At 45.8% G+C, this 17,697-nt stretch carries 16 protein-coding genes; 3 read left to right on the top strand and 13 right to left on the bottom strand.

The window, feature by feature from the left end; genetic code table 11:
• Positions 1 to 59 precede the first annotated feature (59 nt).
• The 4 genes from B5F53_RS02260 to B5F53_RS02240 form a co-directional block, all read right to left on the bottom strand.
• Positions 60 to 215, bottom strand: a complete 156-nt coding sequence (locus tag B5F53_RS02260; RefSeq protein ID WP_002575863.1) for a hypothetical protein — start codon at positions 213 to 215, stop codon at positions 60 to 62.
• A 40-nt stretch (positions 216 to 255) separates the two neighbouring features.
• Positions 256 to 1,200 carry a MobV family relaxase gene (gene mobV / locus B5F53_RS02255; protein ID WP_002575862.1) on the bottom strand — a complete coding sequence of 315 codons (945 nt, stop codon included), beginning with the start codon at positions 1,198 to 1,200 and terminating at the stop codon, positions 256 to 258.
• 173 nt (positions 1,201 to 1,373) lie between these two features.
• A complete protein-coding gene (locus B5F53_RS02245; RefSeq protein ID WP_002575861.1) occupies positions 1,374 to 1,769 on the bottom strand; it encodes a replication initiator protein A in 396 nt (131 codons plus the stop codon).
• 111 nt (positions 1,770 to 1,880) lie between these two features.
• Positions 1,881 to 2,294: a cysteine-rich VLP domain-containing protein gene (locus B5F53_RS02240; protein ID WP_002575860.1), complete on the bottom strand. Its 414-nt coding sequence runs from the start codon at positions 2,292 to 2,294 to the stop codon at positions 1,881 to 1,883.
• 228 nt (positions 2,295 to 2,522) lie between these two features.
• Here B5F53_RS02240 and B5F53_RS02235 point away from each other — a divergent pair, with 228 nt between their 5' ends.
• Positions 2,523 to 2,786, top strand: coding sequence for a hypothetical protein (locus B5F53_RS02235; RefSeq protein WP_002575859.1), 264 nt, complete (start codon positions 2,523 to 2,525; stop codon positions 2,784 to 2,786).
• Between the two features lie 78 nt (positions 2,787 to 2,864).
• Positions 2,865 to 3,665 carry a helix-turn-helix domain-containing protein gene (locus B5F53_RS02230; RefSeq protein WP_002575858.1) on the top strand — a complete coding sequence of 267 codons (801 nt, stop codon included), beginning with the start codon at positions 2,865 to 2,867 and terminating at the stop codon, positions 3,663 to 3,665.
• A gap of 80 nt (positions 3,666 to 3,745) precedes the next feature.
• Here the strand turns inward: B5F53_RS02230 and B5F53_RS02225 are convergent, their stop codons facing one another.
• Together B5F53_RS02225 and B5F53_RS02205 are read right to left on the bottom strand one after the other, a co-directional pair.
• Positions 3,746 to 4,966 carry an MFS transporter gene (locus tag B5F53_RS02225; RefSeq protein ID WP_002584949.1) on the bottom strand — a complete coding sequence of 407 codons (1,221 nt, stop codon included), beginning with the start codon at positions 4,964 to 4,966 and terminating at the stop codon, positions 3,746 to 3,748.
• Positions 4,967 to 6,016: 1,050 nt separating this feature from the next.
• Complete coding sequence (locus tag B5F53_RS02205; RefSeq protein ID WP_242970211.1) at positions 6,017 to 6,835, bottom strand: glycosyltransferase family 8 protein; 819 nt, start codon at positions 6,833 to 6,835, stop codon at positions 6,017 to 6,019.
• Between the two features lie 50 nt (positions 6,836 to 6,885).
• Between B5F53_RS02205 and B5F53_RS02200 the strand changes: the two genes are divergently transcribed.
• Positions 6,886 to 7,422 carry a TetR/AcrR family transcriptional regulator gene (locus B5F53_RS02200; protein ID WP_087219124.1) on the top strand — a complete coding sequence of 179 codons (537 nt, stop codon included), beginning with the start codon at positions 6,886 to 6,888 and terminating at the stop codon, positions 7,420 to 7,422.
• Between the two features lie 14 nt (positions 7,423 to 7,436).
• Here B5F53_RS02200 and ftsH read toward each other — a convergent pair whose 3' ends face one another.
• From ftsH to ltrA, 7 genes are all read right to left on the bottom strand, one after another.
• Positions 7,437 to 9,251, bottom strand: coding sequence for an ATP-dependent zinc metalloprotease FtsH (gene ftsH / locus B5F53_RS02195; RefSeq protein ID WP_087219121.1), 1,815 nt, complete (start codon positions 9,249 to 9,251; stop codon positions 7,437 to 7,439).
• Between the two features lie 197 nt (positions 9,252 to 9,448).
• Positions 9,449 to 10,567, bottom strand: a complete 1,119-nt coding sequence (locus B5F53_RS02190) for a zinc ribbon domain-containing protein (protein ID WP_087219118.1) — start codon at positions 10,565 to 10,567, stop codon at positions 9,449 to 9,451.
• Positions 10,568 to 10,666: 99 nt separating this feature from the next.
• Complete coding sequence (locus B5F53_RS02185) at positions 10,667 to 11,182, bottom strand: MerR family transcriptional regulator (protein ID WP_162610510.1); 516 nt, start codon at positions 11,180 to 11,182, stop codon at positions 10,667 to 10,669.
• Positions 11,183 to 11,357: 175 nt separating this feature from the next.
• Positions 11,358 to 13,088, bottom strand: coding sequence for an ABC transporter ATP-binding protein (locus B5F53_RS02180; protein ID WP_087219112.1), 1,731 nt, complete (start codon positions 13,086 to 13,088; stop codon positions 11,358 to 11,360).
• On the bottom strand, positions 13,085 to 14,860 hold the full coding sequence (locus B5F53_RS02175) for an ABC transporter ATP-binding protein (RefSeq protein WP_087219109.1): 1,776 nt from the start codon (positions 14,858 to 14,860) through the stop codon (positions 13,085 to 13,087). Before B5F53_RS02175 ends, B5F53_RS02180 begins: the two co-directional genes overlap by 4 nt.
• A gap of 189 nt (positions 14,861 to 15,049) precedes the next feature.
• Positions 15,050 to 15,667 carry a TetR/AcrR family transcriptional regulator gene (locus B5F53_RS02170; protein ID WP_087219106.1) on the bottom strand — a complete coding sequence of 206 codons (618 nt, stop codon included), beginning with the start codon at positions 15,665 to 15,667 and terminating at the stop codon, positions 15,050 to 15,052.
• Positions 15,668 to 15,853: 186 nt separating this feature from the next.
• A complete protein-coding gene (ltrA, locus tag B5F53_RS02165) occupies positions 15,854 to 17,245 on the bottom strand; it encodes a group II intron reverse transcriptase/maturase (RefSeq protein ID WP_087219103.1) in 1,392 nt (463 codons plus the stop codon).
• Positions 17,246 to 17,697 lie beyond the last annotated feature (452 nt).

The following is a 17,697-nucleotide window of genomic DNA, read 5'->3' as shown; positions in this document are numbered from 1 at the left end:
GCTGACAGTTCTATTATACCGCCAGCAGCCCCGCAAATCAATGATGGGTTTGGAAAACCTTATGTCCCGGCTTCCTCACTCTCCCGCTTGTCGGCGTACTTGCGGAACACCTCATAAAGCTGCTGTTCCAGTTCCCGGCGTTTGGCTGCTTCCTGTTCCGGCGTGAACACCGGGGAGAGATTTTCCAGTGTGATTTCCTTTCCCTGAAAAGTCACGATTTCGATTTCCTTTTTGTATCTGATATTACTTATAAGATCACCTTTCCTTTCCATGCTGCCGCTGTTGCCGTTTCAGTTCCGCTAAAATCTCCGGCGGGATACGGTCAACCAGCCGCCGCATATCGTCCAGTTCGCTTTTTAACTTCGCCCGTTCCATCGTGTCATTCATCTTGCCTTTTTCGCTGGCCTTTGCCCTGACTTCCAGCTTTTCATTTTCCGCTAACAAGTCATTGATTGTGACCTTGTATTTTTTCAGTTGCCCGGAGAAGTTCTCCATCTGCGGAAACCACTTTTTCAGCATGGAGAGGGCTTCCTCTTTCTTCTTTCCGGCGTTCAGCGGGGTAATGCCGGAGAGAACCGCTTCAATGGCCCTCGCCTGTTTGGAGAGGTTGACCGCCTGTTTGAACAGCCGGGTGGGGATATGCTTCCGGCCCGTCTTGCTGGCGCTTTCCCCACGCTCCAGGTCGGGGTACTGCTCCACCATACAGGCGTGAAAATCGTCCTGCCACTTCGTCAGATTGGCCCGGTTGCCGATAATTTCTTTGGCGCACAGGCGGTTGTCCTTTGTCAGCGGCACAAAGACCAAGTGCAGATGGGGCGTTTTTTCATCCATGTGTACCATAGCCGAAACGATGTTCTCCCGGCCCACCCGGTCAATGAGGAAGTCCGCCGCCCTCTGGAAGTAGGCCGCTATCTCCTTTGGGGACTTGCCCTTGAAAAACTCCGGGCTGGCGGTAATCAGCGTGTCCACAAACCGAGTGCTGTCCTTGCGGGTGCGGCATCTGGCCTGCTCGATGCGGCTCTGAATGAAATGGTAGTAGCGGCCATCCGGCTTGACGATGTGGAAATTGTACTTGCTCCGGCTGGTGTCAATGTCCGGGTTGCTGGCGTACTGCTCCTTTTTCCGTTCATGGTGGGCTTCCAGCGGCCCCGCCGGGTGGCCCTTGTGCTTCTCAAATCGCAAAATTGCGTGTTGTGCCATTGAACTCCTTTCCCCATTCCATTCCTTTCCGGCGGGTTTTCCCGCCGAAAATATCTCTGATAGGATTGGAATGGAATGAATGTAAATAGATGGTTTTAATCTCTGTATTTCTATATACCGTCAGATTTCCGTACTTCAAGAGGATTGATTTTCGTACTCGCCAAGTACGGTTTTCAGCCCTCCGGCGTACCATAACCGGATTTCTTGAAGTCGGTGTTTGGAACCGCTTCATAGGATTTCGGGTAAATGCGGTTGGGTTTTCCACAGCCCTGTTTCTGGATTTCCACCAGCCCCGCATACTGCAACTCCCGCAGGGTGTTGACCGCTTTCTGCCGCCCGCAGCGGAGCAAAGCGACCACCTCGCAGATGGGGTAGTACAGGTAGACCCGCCCGTACTCGTCCGCCCAGCCGTTCTTCCGGGACAACTCCGCCCGGCGCAGGACAAAGGCATACAGCACCTTCGCTTCGTTGCTCAAGGGCTGGAATGTGGGTGCTTCAAAAAGGAAATTGGGGAGCCGGGTGAAACTGAACGCCTTTTCCGGCTGGTGAATATAAATCGTGTTTGTCATAGCGTGTTTTGTGGACGGTTAGAGGCCCGTTTTCCGGGGCGAATGATAAATGATACCAGCCGCCCCGGTTGAGGGCTTGCGGAGCCTTGCAAATCAAGGCTTTTCCCGCTCTTAACTGTCCACAGCAGACCTCCTTTTCCGTTCACTTTCTGTTTTCTGCCGCCTGTGAACTCTGGCGGCGCAGTCCGGGCAGTATTTGCCCCGGTTGGACTTCGGGACGAACACACCGCCGCACTCCGCACAGCGTTTCAAGTCCCTGTCCCGGTAAATCTCCGCTTCCAGCGTCCTGTCCAGCGGCAAGACCGCCCAGCGGAACCACTTGCAGCAGACGGAGAACGAAATCATCTGCGGACAGGCGCAGGTGTCGCCATCGTCCAGCGCAAGGCAGTTTCCGTCCTCGCAGTTGCAGCACTCCCGGCGTATCAGGCCGCTGGCTCGTCTCTTCTGGGGCGGGGTTATGCGGTAGGGGGAGCCGTCCGGCCTGTGTTCCAGCGGCGGCAGGTGTTGATAGGGTCTTTTGCTCATGCGTCCCTCCGTTTTCTTTGGCGTGTTCTGTTTCCAAGGTGCTTGTCCATCGATGAACTATCCCAAGTCTACACCTTTTTGACCGCCTGTGCCGTATATCCAAGAGGTAGGAAATCAGCCTGAAAAACTCCCTATTTCCACGCTCTCGGATTTGTGATATAATCAAAAAAAGATAAAAGACAAATTCAGGTTTCTGGTCTTCTTGCACAAAATAAAGGAGGAGCTATTATGCAAATTGTTTATATTCCAAGCGAATCAATGTCTGTTCAAGGTAAAAAAGATGAAATCTATAAAAGATATGGGAAAGACTGGAATATTAGAGAACAGGGAGGAGGTAACGGAAATTGGTTGTTGACCAGAAAAAGTGATGTGCTTGTAGATGGAAAAAGTTATCGTACTTTTGTACTTGAACACTACGGTAAATCCAAGCTGACAGCGAAGCTTGTTGATAAATTTCGTGAAGATGTAGCAAATGGTAAAATAAAACTGTAAATGCCTATGCCGTTATGCTATGAGCATAGTACATAGCATAACGGCTTCTCTTTCGTTGAGCTAGCAAGGAGGGTGAATATGTCTTTATCCATACAAGAGCGATTAAAAGACCTACGTGTGGAGCGTGGCTTGACGCTGGGGCAGCTTGCGGAGCAGACCGGGCTTTCCAAGTCTGCGCTGGGCAGTTACGAAACGGAAGACTTCAAGGACATCAGCCACTATGCCCTTATCCGGCTGGCGAAGTTTTACGGTGTGACCGCTGATTATCTGCTGGGGCTGTCTGAAATGAAAAATCACCCAAACGCCGATCTTGCAGACCTGCGTTTGAGTGATGAAATGATTGACCTGCTGAAAAGCGGGAGGATAGACAATACCCTGCTGTGTGAGCTGGCGGCGCACCCGGATTTCCCCCGGCTGATGGCTGACCTTGAAATCTATGTGAACGGAACGGCACTGAAACAGGCGCAGGGTGCAAACGCCATAGTGGACACGATGAGCGCAACTGTTATAAAAAAGCATAATCCTGGCATGAGTGATACGCAGTTAAGACAGCTTATCACCGCCCATATTGATGAGGACGAGTTTTGCCGCTATGTGATACAACGGGACATAAACGGGATTGCCCTTGCTCTGCGGGAAACACACAAGGACGATTTTTTCAGCGTCCCAGAGGATAACCCGCTAAAAGAAATGCTGGAAACTGCTGGTGAAATCGTCAGCCAGGACAGCGACACGGAACAAGCGTACTTGGCGTTTATCTGCAAACGGCTCAAGCTGAATTTTAGGAAGCTGTCAGTAGAAGAACGGAAGTGGCTGAAAAAGATTGCGGAAAAATCCGACTTGCTGAAGAATCCAAAACCGCAGAGAGGACGAAGATAAAAAATGCCTGAACGGCGGTTCTGGTTTTTCAGAACCACCATCCAGGCATTTTGTTTAGTAATAGAAAAAGGTGCAGTTGATTATTGCGTATTGTCAATCTCTCTCAAACCGGGTAGTAAAAATACGGCAAGCGCAACGATGATAATGCCAATTCCGCAAATGACAAACCATTTCTCAACTCCCAGCCGCTCCGCCAGAGGCCCGGAAATGACAAGGCCAAACGGCATGGCGAGGGAAGCGGCGCTTGTCAGTAGAGAAAAAACTCTCCCCAGATATTCTGGTTTGACCGTTTCTTGAAAAATCGCATTTTGCACACCGTAAAATGGAGCGGAAATTCCCATAACAGTACAGCACACAACAAAGACAAGAAATGCGTCTGGCGGCAAAAGCCCGGAGAGCATATTGCTAACGCCCATCAGGAGAACGGAAAGACCGATGGTGTACCGCCGTTTCTTAAAACCGCCCCAAATGCTCAGAATGACTCCGCCAAGCAGCATACCAACCGCAAAAGCAATTTCAGCGGCAGAGGCATGGGCCGGTGTTCCTTTGAAGTATGACATACAGATGAGAGGAAAAAGCGTACTGATTGGCATATAAAAGAACATATAAATTACACCAATCCAGAGCAGAGCAAAGAGGCCCCTGTTTTGCTTTAATACCACATACCCCTCTTTCATATCCTGTAAAAACTGTTGTCTTTTCGTTTCTGGACATAGTTCAGGCGTTGGTATGGACGAAATCGCAACAGTCACACAGGCAAGGATTGCACCCACAATATCTAACAATATAATTGCATTAAGAGGCCAAACAGCATATAAAAACGCTGCGGCAGCTGGACTGATAATCGCACTTACTGCTTGCATGGTCTGCGTGTAACCAGCGCATTTTGTAAGTTCCTCTTTTGGCACAATCATAGGTGTTGCTGCGCTGAATGCTGGAGAATGAAAAGCAGTTCCCGCACTTCGGATTAACAGGACAACCATAATAGACCATACGGGCAATTCCATGTAAAACGCCACCAGCGCCAGAATACCGCCAGCGGCGGCAATTATCAAATCCGCACCAATCATTACGCTTTTACGGCTGTGCCGGTCAACAAAAGCACCTGCAAACGGGCCTAAACAGGCTTGCGGCAAAAATCCAATCAGTGTTGCCGCCGTCAATATGATTGCAGAATTAGTTTTCGCAACCAAATAAAAGATAATGGCCATTTGCAAAATACCGCTGCTAATAAAGGATATTGCTTGTCCGGCAAGAAGTGTAAAATAAGTTTTTCTCCATGAATTGTTGTTTTGGGTCATAATGCGAACCTCCTTTTTTATTGCATTGTTCCTTTGTTTCTGCAATAAAAAGCAGGCGTTGTCCCACAGAGAGGGCAGACGCCTGCATAACAACAAAGCACGAAAAAACACCACGATACAGTTCAAAGACTGCTCGTGTCAAACCTACGTGTTCCTTTGCATACGCACGCAAAAAAAGCCCACCATCATGTGGAAAGGTACTTCTACTTTTTATTGCTTATTAGCGTACACAAATTAACACACGTAAGCCTCCTTCCAATCTCAAACTGTCGCACAGTATAACACACATCCGATAGACTTGTCAACCATTTTTAACCTTGTTTTCCATCTTGTTTTTCCATCTCTTACGGGCAGTAGCAAAGCCAGGCGAGCCAGTCAACGGTCAAGATGAACGGCGCTTTCAGCGCCGCCGTTGACAGTCTCGCCCGTCTTTGCTAATGGGTAATCAAGGCGGGAAAGCCATTTTAGGGCTTTCCCGCCCATTTCAATTTTGGGAGAAGAAAGGCCCCAAAATGAACGAGTGCGGCCAAACACTTTTAGGGATTGGCCACCTTGTCCACCCATCCAGCGGGGCGGCGGGGAACGGTCAAGGCCGGGCGTCAGCCCATTCATTTCAGCCTTGACGGTTTCCTGCCGTCCTGCTACTTTTCCCGGAGTGTGGCCACACATCTGGTCACGGTGTCCAGAGCTTTGGGACTTTTTGTCCCATAGGCCGGGGGCGGAGGACGAGGGACGGGGGCTTTCATAATACGCCCTGTCTGCTGCTGAAATCAGCCCTTTGTTTCCGGCTTACCAGCCCCAAACAAAGCCCTGCTTTCCTGCCGCGTCAAATGCCCTTGCCCTCCCCGGCGGCAACGGTATTTTCAGGGCAACGCCGACAGAGCGTATAACACACTACACTTTGCTCCGCAAAGTCGTGTGCCAAATGGGGCGCTGCCCCCTTTGGAAACCCCCGCAACAAACAGGTGCTATGCACCCAGCCGGGAGCATAGCGCCGTTTGTTGTCAGCAGCCCGTTTCACGGTCTGCGTGTAGTTCCTTGTAAACTGACCTAAAGTTCTTTATAGAAAACATCCAGAACCCCGCGGTAGTTTTTGTTCCAGGGCTTTTGTTTTCCGTAATAATGGATGACAACCGTATGTTCTCTGACCCAGTCTATATCTCTTTTTTTATGTCCCATATCCCCATTATAGATTGCGAGCATCCGGTCGCTCAGGTTATAAACCATCGTATCCAGCAGTCCGATTTTATCCCCGTATAATGCAGTAATAATGTCCTGATCCGGCAGGGTCAGGACTTTCCTGTATTTCTTCACATATTCTTTCATTTCAGAATAACTCTGACGTTTCCTCAATTCTGTTAAATTCATCAGCATAACACCGCTGTTAATATAGGGGCGCTCCTCTTTTATGCCCAGCCGGATCCGGTTAATTTTATTTAAGACTTTTCGGATATGGGTACAGGCCAGAAAATAATTCCCGTTAAACTCCATCTTCCAAAGTTCATTTAAGGGATTTATCACAATGGTATCTGCGTCCAGGTATATGATTTTTTCCAGATTCTGAGGAAGAAAAAAAGAGGCAAATATCCGGTAATAAATCTGTAACGGATATCTGTCGCTTTCAGGAAAATCTGTTTCTTCTATGTTTATACCCACGAAGTGGATTCTCACATCTGTGTTTTCTGTCTCACGGCGCAAGTAGGTTTCATCGCCGGATTCCAAATCAGAGTGCATAATATAAATATCATATCCGTCTTCGGATGGGAATCGGATAATAGACTGTATACATTTCGCCAAACGTTTCACATATCCCCTGTCAATGGTAAATAAAATATTCATCTGTTTTCCCTTCTTTTTTAGCTCTTGCATTCTGCCTCCATATGGATTACTCTGATAACAGAAAAGGAGAGAATGCATAAATGAAAAATAACCGAAAAGTATCTGCTAAAACCGTTTTAATGGAAACTCTGGAACAGCTTCTTCATAAAAAACCATTCCAGAAAATTTCCGTCAATGAATTGTGTGAAGCTGCCCTGGTCAGCCGTTCGGCCTTTTACGCGAATTTTGAAGATAAATACCACCTTCTTGCCTGCTGCCTGGAGGCCAAAAAAGAGGAGATAGATGCCCTGACTGAAACACATTCCCCGGAAGAATTCTTAACTGTAATTCTTGAGTTCATTCAGCAGGAAAATCGTTTTTTCTTTAATACATTCGCTTCTGAGCCGGAACGGGAAACCTTGGATATTTTGTATACGTCTTTTGAAAAACACTTTGTTTCACTTTTAAAAGAGCGAGAGACAGACGGACTGGTTCTTCCCGGCCCTCCCGAAGTCGTAATTTCTTTCTTTATCGGAGGACTGGCCACCTCAACCCTGCGCTGGATTAAGAGTAATTATAAAATACCCAAGGAAGAACTTGCCGCCTGCCAGCACCGCTTATTAGAAAGCATCCTGTAGGAGACGGTTCTTTCTCAGGAATTCAGAATTTTCATAAATTCCTCTCCGGTAATCGTCTCTCTCTGATACAGATACTGGGAAATTTCATCCAGCTTCTCCCGGTTCTCCAGAAGAATCTGGGCTGCTTTCTCATGCTGCCTGCGTACCAGTTCCACCACTTTTTCGTCGATTATCTTCTGGGTTTCCGCCGAACATGCTAAAGAAGCGTCACCTCCCAGATACTGGTTTGTCTGCACTTCCAAAGCTACCATGTCAAAATCACTGCACATTCCATAACGGGTAATCATTGCCCGGGCAAGTTTAGTGGCCTGTTCAATATCGTTGGAAGCTCCTGTGGTAACGGAGCCGAATACAATCTCTTCGGCAGCCCGTCCTCCTGTATAGGTTGCGATTTTATTCTCCATTTCCTCCTTACTCATCAGATAGTGGTTTCCTTCGTCTACCTGCATGGTATAGCCAAGAGCTCCTGAGGTTCTGGGGACAATGGTAATCTTCTGTACCGGAGCGGAATTGGTCTGCCGGGCCGCTACCAGCGCATGCCCCACTTCATGGTAGGATACAATCAGTTTCTCTTTATCGGTAAGAATTGCATTTTTCTTCTGGTATCCGGCGATGACCACTTCTATGCTCTCCTCCAGATCGCTCTGGGTCACAAAAGCACGGTGTTCACGGACTGCCCGCAGAGCCCCTTCGTTTACAATATTTGCAAGCTCCGCTCCGGAAGCTCCCGATGCCATTCGGGCTATTTTATTGTAATCTACGTTATCCGCCACTTTAATCTTTTTTGCATGTACTTTTAAAATTGCCTCCCGGCCTTTCAAATCCGGCAGTTCCACCGGAACTCTTCTGTCGAAGCGGCCCGGCCGCAAAAGAGCCGGATCCAGAGATTCCGGACGGTTCGTAGCCGCAAGGATGATAACTCCGTTATTTTCCTCAAATCCGTCCATTTCTGTAAGAAGCTGATTCAGAGTCTGCTCCCGTTCATCATTTCCTCCGATCTGTCCGTCTCTCTTCTTTCCGATTGCATCAATCTCATCAATGAATACGATACACGGCGCTTTTTCTTTTGCCTGTTTAAACAAGTCCCTCACTTTAGAAGCACCCATTCCCACAAACATTTCCACGAATTCGGAACCGGACATGGAGAAAAACGGAACCTCTGCTTCTCCTGCCACAGCCTTTGCCAGCATCGTTTTTCCGGTCCCAGGAGGTCCCACAAGCAGAATTCCTTTGGGCATAGATGCGCCGATCTCTTTATATCTTTTCGGATCATGGAGATATTCCACAATTTCAGCCAGATTCTCTTTTGCCTCGTCCTCTCCTGCCACATCGTCGAATTTAATTCCTTTTGAGGACTTCACATAGACCTTTGCATTACTCTTTCCCATGCCGAACATCATGGAATTCTTACCGCCTGCCTTCTCCATCATCTTCTTCGACATATACTGACCGATTCCCACAAAAATAAGCACCGGCAGAACCCATGTCAGCAGAAAGCTCAGAAGGGGCGAAGTCTGACGGATTTCTTTCCCCGAAAAAGAGGCTCCCGCCTTATAAAGTCTCTGGGTCAGTTCCTGATCTTCCACCATGGCGGTTTTATAAATGTTTCCCTCTTTATCCGTAAAGGTAATTGTGTTGTCCTGACTGCTGATACTTACCTGATCGATATTCTTCTCATCTGTCATAGATATAAATGTATTGTAATCTACTGTCCTGGTTCGGTACTCTAAAAGCCAGGGCATGGCCAGGGCGTTAAAAAACAACAGGCAGACGGCCACAATACAGTAATAATAAATTAGCGGTTTTTTGGGTTTCTTAACCTCATTCATGTTTCTTCCTCCATTCTCTTGCAATACTATCTTAGAATTTCTTATTCTGATTTTCAATTTACAGATTTTCCGATCTGTACACTTCACAAAAAAAGCAGAGACAGCATTGACTCACAGAATCAAAACTGTCTCTGAATTGGCTGCCTGACCGCTAAGTACAAGGCAGGTTTATTTATTTTTTATTGCTCCTGTCAATATTATTTCAGACCTGCTTCCAGAAATCTTTTACTGACACGGGTTTGAACATCCGCATAATAGATGGTTTCTGCTGTATTCAATTCTCCGTTATCCCAGGCTTCAAAATCTCTCACAACATCTGCATATCTGCTCATATAATCCGCATAATCAGCCAGTAAACCCGGATCCGTCCCGTCAGATTCTGCATACTTTTTCATAAAATCACAATATTCATTCATAAATGCTTCATAACTATCCATTGCTTTCTTAAACTCGGGACGCATACCTTCTGTTAATTCCGTATCTTCGCCCGGGGTTTCTGTGGGTTTTGCCGGCTGTGCTTCTGAAGAAGCAGAATCTTCTGTATCTGCTGCTTCAGCTTCATCCGATTTTCCAAGCTGGATAACCATTACATGATTTCCCTGATAAGTTAACGAAAGTTGATTTCCATTTTCGTCTTTTGCATTATAAAACTTATCTCCCCTTTCATAGTCAACGGAAAAACCGTAATCAGAACATTCATCTGCATAGGCATTAAAATCATCCACAGAGGTTTCTCCAACATAAATATAGCAACCGTCGGCCGTATCCGTCGAAACCTTTCCGACTGTAGATTCCGGCATCGGCAGTAATTCTGCAATTTCGCTCTTTGGCCAGTTTAAAGTCCCCATTTCTATCGGTGCATCCAGTTCAATCTGCATAGTTTCGGCGATATAAATCAAAGACAACGCGTATCCTTCTTTGTCAAAAGCCTCATACCGGTCTCCGTCTTTTCCGCTCTCAACCGTGTATCCCATGGATTCGCATTCTTCTATGTATGCTTTATAATCACTCTTAGAGGTTTTTTCTACCTGCATACTCAATCTGTCAACGTCGTTACTGAAAATTGTTCCCGCATTTGATTTGGGCTTCGGTAACCGCTCACAAAGTTCCACTTCGTTCCAGTCAAATTTTTCCTTTTTATTTCTTCCGATTGAATAAATTGTTCCAATTACCAGAATAACAATTAACAGAATAAACCATACTCTCTTATAAAACGGCTTATTGTTCTTTGCTCCGCATGATGGGCAGACTTTTGCATTTTTCGCTATTTGAGCGCCGCAGTTTTTGCATACTGTCATATTTGGTTTCTCTGACATCTTTTTATCCTCCCTGTCTTCCATAAAATTTTCATTTTAGTTGTCTGAAGAATTGCTGTTTTTCTCCCCGGCAGTTTCTATTCAAATTTGAAACTTTCTTTATTCCCGGATACTTCCTGCAATGTCGCCGGCATATTCATTTCTTAGTTTGGCAATTTCCGATTTGTAAGTGACATCGGAGCCCTCCTCTGGTACCGGCGGCAATCCTTTTATCATAATCAGCAATATAAATCTTTTCTTCTCCTCTAATACCTGAATCTGATTTTCAATTTTTTCAACGTACTTTTTGTAAAATTCTTTCTTCTCCCCCTCCGACATGGATAATACTTTTTTAATTTCTTTCAGTTCCATTCCCGTTTCCTTATATAGCATAATCTTCCACAGAGTTTCTAATGCCCTTTCGTCATATAAACGGTAGTTATTTTCTGAACGTTTTACCTGAATCATTCCCTCATCGTCATAATACTGTAATGTCCGTTTACTCACCCCGGCAATTTTACTTATTTCACTCGTTTTCTTCACTACGGCCTTTCCTTTCTCCGTATAAAGAGCATACTCTATCACGCTTACGTGATAGCAATAGTCTTTTTCGGAAACCTTCTTGATCTGTTTCATAAAAGGCCATGTAAATTTCGCGAATTCTATTTTATTCCAAAATAAAAGAGCCAATAACCGCATTTTAATTTTGCGTATTATCGGCTCTGCGCCTTAGCGTCTGGCTCTGTGATAACTGATAGATTCATTTGTTTTACTTTGGTATATGGGGCATATTATCCATTCAGTATTCATGCTAAATGCCCCAATCCCTGCTAATCATTTGCAGCTTTACCATATGCGGGTAAATCCCGCCTGCATTCATCAATTTTTCCGGCGTTCCCTGTTCGGCAACAGAACCGTCTGAAAGCACAACTACTTTATCCGCGCCGCTTACGGTACGCATACGGTGGGCGATCACAAGTACGGTCTTATCCTTTATCAGTCTTGATAAAGCAGTCTGTATCAATGTTTCGTTTTCCACATCAAGGCTTGCTGTTGCTTCATCAAGTAAGATGATAGGGGAATTTTTAAGGAAAGCGCGGGCGATTGAAATTCGCTGCCTTTCCCCGCCGGACAGTTCGCAGCCATTTTCACCAATCATACTGTTATAACCGTCCGGGAGTTTTTCCGCAAACTCTTCACAATTTGCAAGTTTTGCCGCCGCAATCACTTCTTCGTCGGTCGCGTCCTTTCTGCCGATTCTGATATTCTCCATGATTGTGTTGTTAAACAGCGTCACATCCTGAAACACAATAGAATACAGGGATAGTAAGGTTTCCGGCTCTATTTGTGATATATCCATACCGCCGACAGTGATTTTTCCTTTGTTTATATCCCAGAACCGGGCAGCAAGACGTGATACCGTAGTCTTTCCGCCGCCGGACGGTCCGACTAATGCAGTAACTTCTCCTTGTTTAGCCGTAAAGGAAACATCTTTCAATATAGTTTCCCCCGTATTATAGGCAAATCCTACATGGTCAAATACAATGTCATACCCTTGATTTGTCATTGCATTACTTCCTGTCTGAATCGGTTGGTCAAGAATTTCATTCATGCGGTTTATATTCGTTTTGGTAGAGATTACCGCTGCAAGATTTTGCAATGCCCCTTCAAGCGGAGCATACAGCCTTGAAGCTACAAGCAAAAACATAAAAAACAGCGGAATATCAATCTCCCCGCGAATCAGCAGCGCAGAACCTACAAGCGCAACTGTAGCAATCCCAAATTTTAATATCAGCGTAGAGGAAACAACAAAGAGGGCAGTCCCAAGCTCTGTTATAATGTGCCGTTTTTCTACATAGTCAATTTTTTTATTAAGCCCTTTCAGATAACTTTCTTCCGCATTGTTCGCCTTTAAGTCCTGCAGATTTTCAATACACTCCTGTACGCCGCTTTCAAGCGCAACATTTGCCGCTACGGATTTACGATTAAAATATTCCTGTATGCGGGCTGAAAAGAATGTGATTGTAAATGCAATCGGCAAAACCCAAACCGCCGCAAGTGCCATTCGCCAGTCGTAAGCAAAAAGGCAAACTGCAATCAATGTGGTAGAAATAAGGGAGCCTGCCAATGCGGGCACATAATGGGAAAATGCAGTTTCCAGTGTCGCGCAATCCCCCATAATAGAATTTGTTAAATCCGCAAGGTCTTTCTTGCCAAAAAAAGACAACGGAATTTTGCGCAGCTGTTCTGCTAAGGATATTCGCCTTACCCCGCTTTCCACATAAGTCGCTAAGTAAGTGGCATTATATTGAAACCAAGTCGCAATAAATATAAGTGCAAGGCAAGCGAAAGTACCAACCGCGTAAAAAACAATGCGGCTTCCATTCACGTTCCCATTCATGGTATCAATAACAAAGTAATAGAGCAGCCCAACAGGGAGCATAAAGGATATATCCTGTACAACGCAGGCAATACATCCTTTTATCAAATCGACAGCCCCTTGTCTTGACAACGCAAAACGTCTTTGCAGTATCTTAATCATGCGTTTACCTCCTTTGCAATCTTCCATTCTGCTGCTTCGGAATAGTCCTGCCACATTTTTGTAAATATACCGTTTTTCTCAATCAACTGACTATGTGTGCCGCTTTCAGCAATCTGACCGTCCTGCAGCACATAAATGCAATCTGCGTCTGTGATTGACGACAGCCTGTGTGCAACCATAATAACTGTTTTTCCCTTTGAAAGCGCAGACAAAGCCTGTTGTACGCGCACTTCATTGTCGGGGTCGGCAAACGCGGTCGCTTCATCAAGAATCAGAATAGGCGCATTTTTTAAAATTGCGCGGGCAATGGCGATTCTTTGCTGTTCACCGCCGGACAGGTACACGCCTTTTGTCCCGACAACTGTATCTATGCCGTGTGGCAATTTTTCGATAATATCCAGGCACTGTGCAGCTTCCAGTGCATGGGTGATTTCTTCGCGTGCAGCATTAGGCTTTGCCATACGGACATTTTCCAGTATGGACGCTTTGATAAGGCGGCTATTTTGAAATACAAAGGACACCTTATCCATCAATGTTTCTTTCGGAATATCACGTATGTCAATATTCCCTATCCGTATGCGCCCTTTTTGCGGGTCAAAAAATCTTGTGACAATATTTGCAAGCGTTGTCTTGCCGCTGCCGGACGCGCCTACCAATGCAACTGTCTGTCCCGGCTTTATGGAAAGAGATACATCATTGAGTGCGTTTTTCTCACCGTCGTAACTGTAACTAACGTGTTCCAATGTAATCCCATTGTCTTTGGGAATATTATTTTCGCTGCTTTCAGACAAAGGCTTTTCGTTCAGCACTTCATCAATCCTGCCTATTGCGTCGCCTACAATCATTGCGTCCTCGCTCATAAACATAATTTTTGTGAGTGTCGTACCAATGACGGGCGTAATCACAATATAGAAAATAAGGTTTAACAGAAGTTCATTTGTTGCGCCGCCCCTTGTAAAGAGAATCCCTCCGGCAATCAGAAATGCGAATACGCCGTTAATTGCCGTTGTATAGAACATCATAGGCAGACGCAGCCCCTTTGTATATGCAATTACCCATGTTTCATAATTATCAATCGCGCTTTTGAAACGTTTGAAAGAAAAAATTGTCTGTCCGAAAGTCTTTACTACGGGTACGCCCCGCACATATTCAACTGCTTCATTTGACATATCAGCAAGCGCATTTTGATATTGTTCCATACGCTTTTCCATGTCTTTTCCTGTCATTTTCATCATAATCAGAAAACCAAGCACAACGGGAACAAGGCTTAAAAGCCCTAATCGCCAGTCAAAGGCAAGCAGCAGGAAAAGCAGCCCTATGGGTGTGGCAATCGCCCCCGCTTTATCGGGCAGCCTGTGTGCAAGATAGGTTTCCGTAGCAGCACTGGAACTGTTCACAATTCTCCGCAGTTTTCCGCTTCCATATTTTTCTGTCACACCAAGCGGCAGCGCTGTAATATGGCGCATAAGCTCTTTTCGGATATTTGCGGCAACCCGGAACGCACTCATGTGCGAACACATCAAAGCGGCTATATAAACAACAATGGAGATAACCGCAAACAAAACCGCAGACCAGCCGTAGCCTGTAACATTCCCCGCTTCCACGAAATCCGGGGAAACTTCCAGTATGTCGTGAATGATACGCCATATATACCAAAAAGGCACAAGAGCTAACAGCGCACTCATTACGGACAATACCCAAGAAAGATAGGTCAATATCCTATGCCCTCCGGCATAGCCCATCAGTCTTGATAGATTAGACTGTTTTTTCATTGAAAAAACCTCCTTGAAAATTTTTTATGATATGAGGACTAAATATCTGCCCTCGAATATCCGTATTTCGGTTGATTGTATACCCGATAAGTTAGCCAAAACTAACCCATGCATCAAATATAATGGAAAGCATACACTTTCCATTATCATGAATGATGGGGCAGATTGCCCTAACGAATTTATTTGTTTTTATTGCCCCATAATTTTCATCCATCCTGCGGTATAGAAAGCTCTCATTTCTTTCAAATAGTGCTTTGCTTCTTCAAGCGGCATTTCATGGATAATCAGCTCAAAAAATGTATTAAACATTCCTGTAATCAAGATATGCTCTAACCGCTCATCAATGGGTGGGGCAGGTCTGCCTAACTTTTCAAGAACTGCTAAATAATCATGTGTTCCTTTTGTTTCTATTTCCACCATTTCATCAATCAGTTTTGAAAAACGTGTTCCCTCTGAACAGCAAAGTATGAGCTTAAATTCATTCAAGTGTTCATAGGCATATAAGAGCATGTCATACATGCACCCGCCGGAAGTAGAGGAAAGATTGTCGGGTTGTTCCTCTGGAGGAATTTCCGCAAATTCTTTTTGTGCCTTACAAAATCGTTCCAGTAAAAAATTGTAATGTTCTCCTACCAGTGCTTCAAACAAGTCCTCTTTGCTGTTGTAGTAGCCGTAGAACGCCCCTGTTGTCACACCCGCTGTTTTGACAATATTTCGCAATGAAGCAGATTTATAACCCTTCTCAAGAAATTCCTGCATTGCCGCCGAAAGAATTAGGTGTAATGTTGTTTGTTCCGTTTCGCTCATGTTTTCACTACCTTTTTTATAACATTGTTATATATCACTGTTATATAATATAGCAAATCAAGAAATTTGTCAATAGTTCAAAATGACGCAGACGGGACGGACGGAAGCCGATAAAATCGAGTAGGAGGGAGTGATTAGCTCCCGTCCTCTCACACCACCGTGCGTACCGTTCGGTACACGGCGGTTTCAATAGTTGACATGCAGGGACTGGTAGGCTGTGGTTAAATCATAGAATCCCCATCCTATCAGTCTTTGTTTTGTTAAGGCTCTTTGCAGCACACCGTTTCTCGACATCCGCCAGTAGGATTTTCGGCTGTATGCTCCCTCGCAGGCCACCCATTCCGGCAGCCCTAAGCCCATCAGCTTTCGCTTCCGGGTTCGTGGCAGCTTCCATTGCTTCCAGATACACATCCGTATCCGGCGGTACAGCCATCCGTTCAATCTTTCCATGTTGTTCTTCATATCTGCTATTCCGTAGTAGTTCAGCCATCCTCTCATGTAGACTTTTATCCTCTCCATGGTTTTGATGATGCTTCCACACTTGCTCCGGGAAGTGAGCCTGCGTAGTTTCTCCTTAGCTTTCTTCCATGCTTTTCCATGGACACGGATATAGATTCCTTTCCCGTTCTTCCCAAAACAAAAGCCAAGGTACTTAAAATTTCGGATTGCAAACACGCCGACCGTCCGGCTCTTTTCGCGGTTCACTTTCAGTTTCAGTGTTCCTTCCAGATATTTCGTGCTGCTCTCCAACAATCTCTTGGCTGCCCGTTCACTTTTCGCTAACAGCACGATGTCGTCTGCATAGCGGATGCACGGCACACCTCTGTGTTGAAACTCCCAGTCAAACTCATTCAGATACACATTCGCTAAAAGCGGGGAGAGATTTCCTCCCTGGGGAGAGCCTTCTTCCGTTTCCGTTACTACACCGTTTTCCATAACGCCGCTTTTCAGATACCGCTTTACCATCTGTATTACCCGCTCATCTTTGATTTCTTTCCTTAGTAGATTGAGCAGTATGGTGTGGTTCAGCGTGTCAAAATACTTCGACAGGTCTAATACCACTGCTTGGGTATATCCCTGCTCTATGTACTCCTTAATTCTCCGAATTGCGTCTTTTGCTCCCCGGCCCGGTCGATAGCCAAAACTATTGTCCGAGAACAGTGGCTCATAGATTGGTGTGAGCTGCTGCGTCATTGCCTGTTGAATGGTTCGGTCTATGACGGTAGGTATTCCTAACTTTCTTACACCTCCGTCCGGCTTTGGAATCTCCATCCTTCTGACGGGAGAGGGGGTATATTTCCCTTTCCTGATTCTCCCCACCAGTTCGTGGTTATGTTCCTTTAGCCATGGTAACGCCGCTTCTATGGTCATTCCGTCCACCCCCGGCGCTCCTTTGTTTGCCTTTACTCTTTTGTAAGCCCTGTTCAGGTTATCCTTATCCAGTATCTTACCTAAGATGTCAGGCTCTGCACTGTCCCTTTCCTTCCATATCCGGTTGAATGAACGGTGCGCTCTCACATACCCTTTGCGTTCCGCGCTATCTCTTTGCGAGCAGCTTTCCTTGTTTTCTGCACCCATCCTGCCCATTCCTCCTTTCCCAGTCGTACTAAAGACTCCTATTGATTCAGTCCTTCACTGAAAAAAAACTTTCAGCTAATATGACTTCTGCTGACTTCTGCACGTTCATCGTTATCTTTCGATAACGGTTACTCTTTTCAGAGCGTACCGTACAGACATCCCTGGGTACCACACATTTCTTTCCCTCCATCTATCTGCCGCATTTACTGCACATGATTCCGTGTAGTTATCGGGCTTCATCTTGTCTAGCAGATTTACCCTCGTGTACAGCCTTATATGCGATTTCTGTCCGTCAGACCAGAGGTTTGCCCGTGGGTTAGTAGGTTCCCCACATCCGGCTTCCTTCAGATTCCACCTCGCGATGGACACCCTTGCCTTCGGCTATGTCCTTCCCACTACCGGGCGGATTTGGGACTTGCACCCTTAAGAAACGTGCGCCGCCAGGCGCACTA

Origin of the sequence: Blautia sp. An249, from assembly GCF_002159835.1 — a bacterium.
In the GTDB taxonomy this organism is placed as follows: Bacteria; Bacillota; Clostridia; order Lachnospirales; family Lachnospiraceae; genus Blautia_A; species Blautia_A avistercoris.
This window is presented reverse-complemented; position numbering and strand designations above follow the sequence as displayed.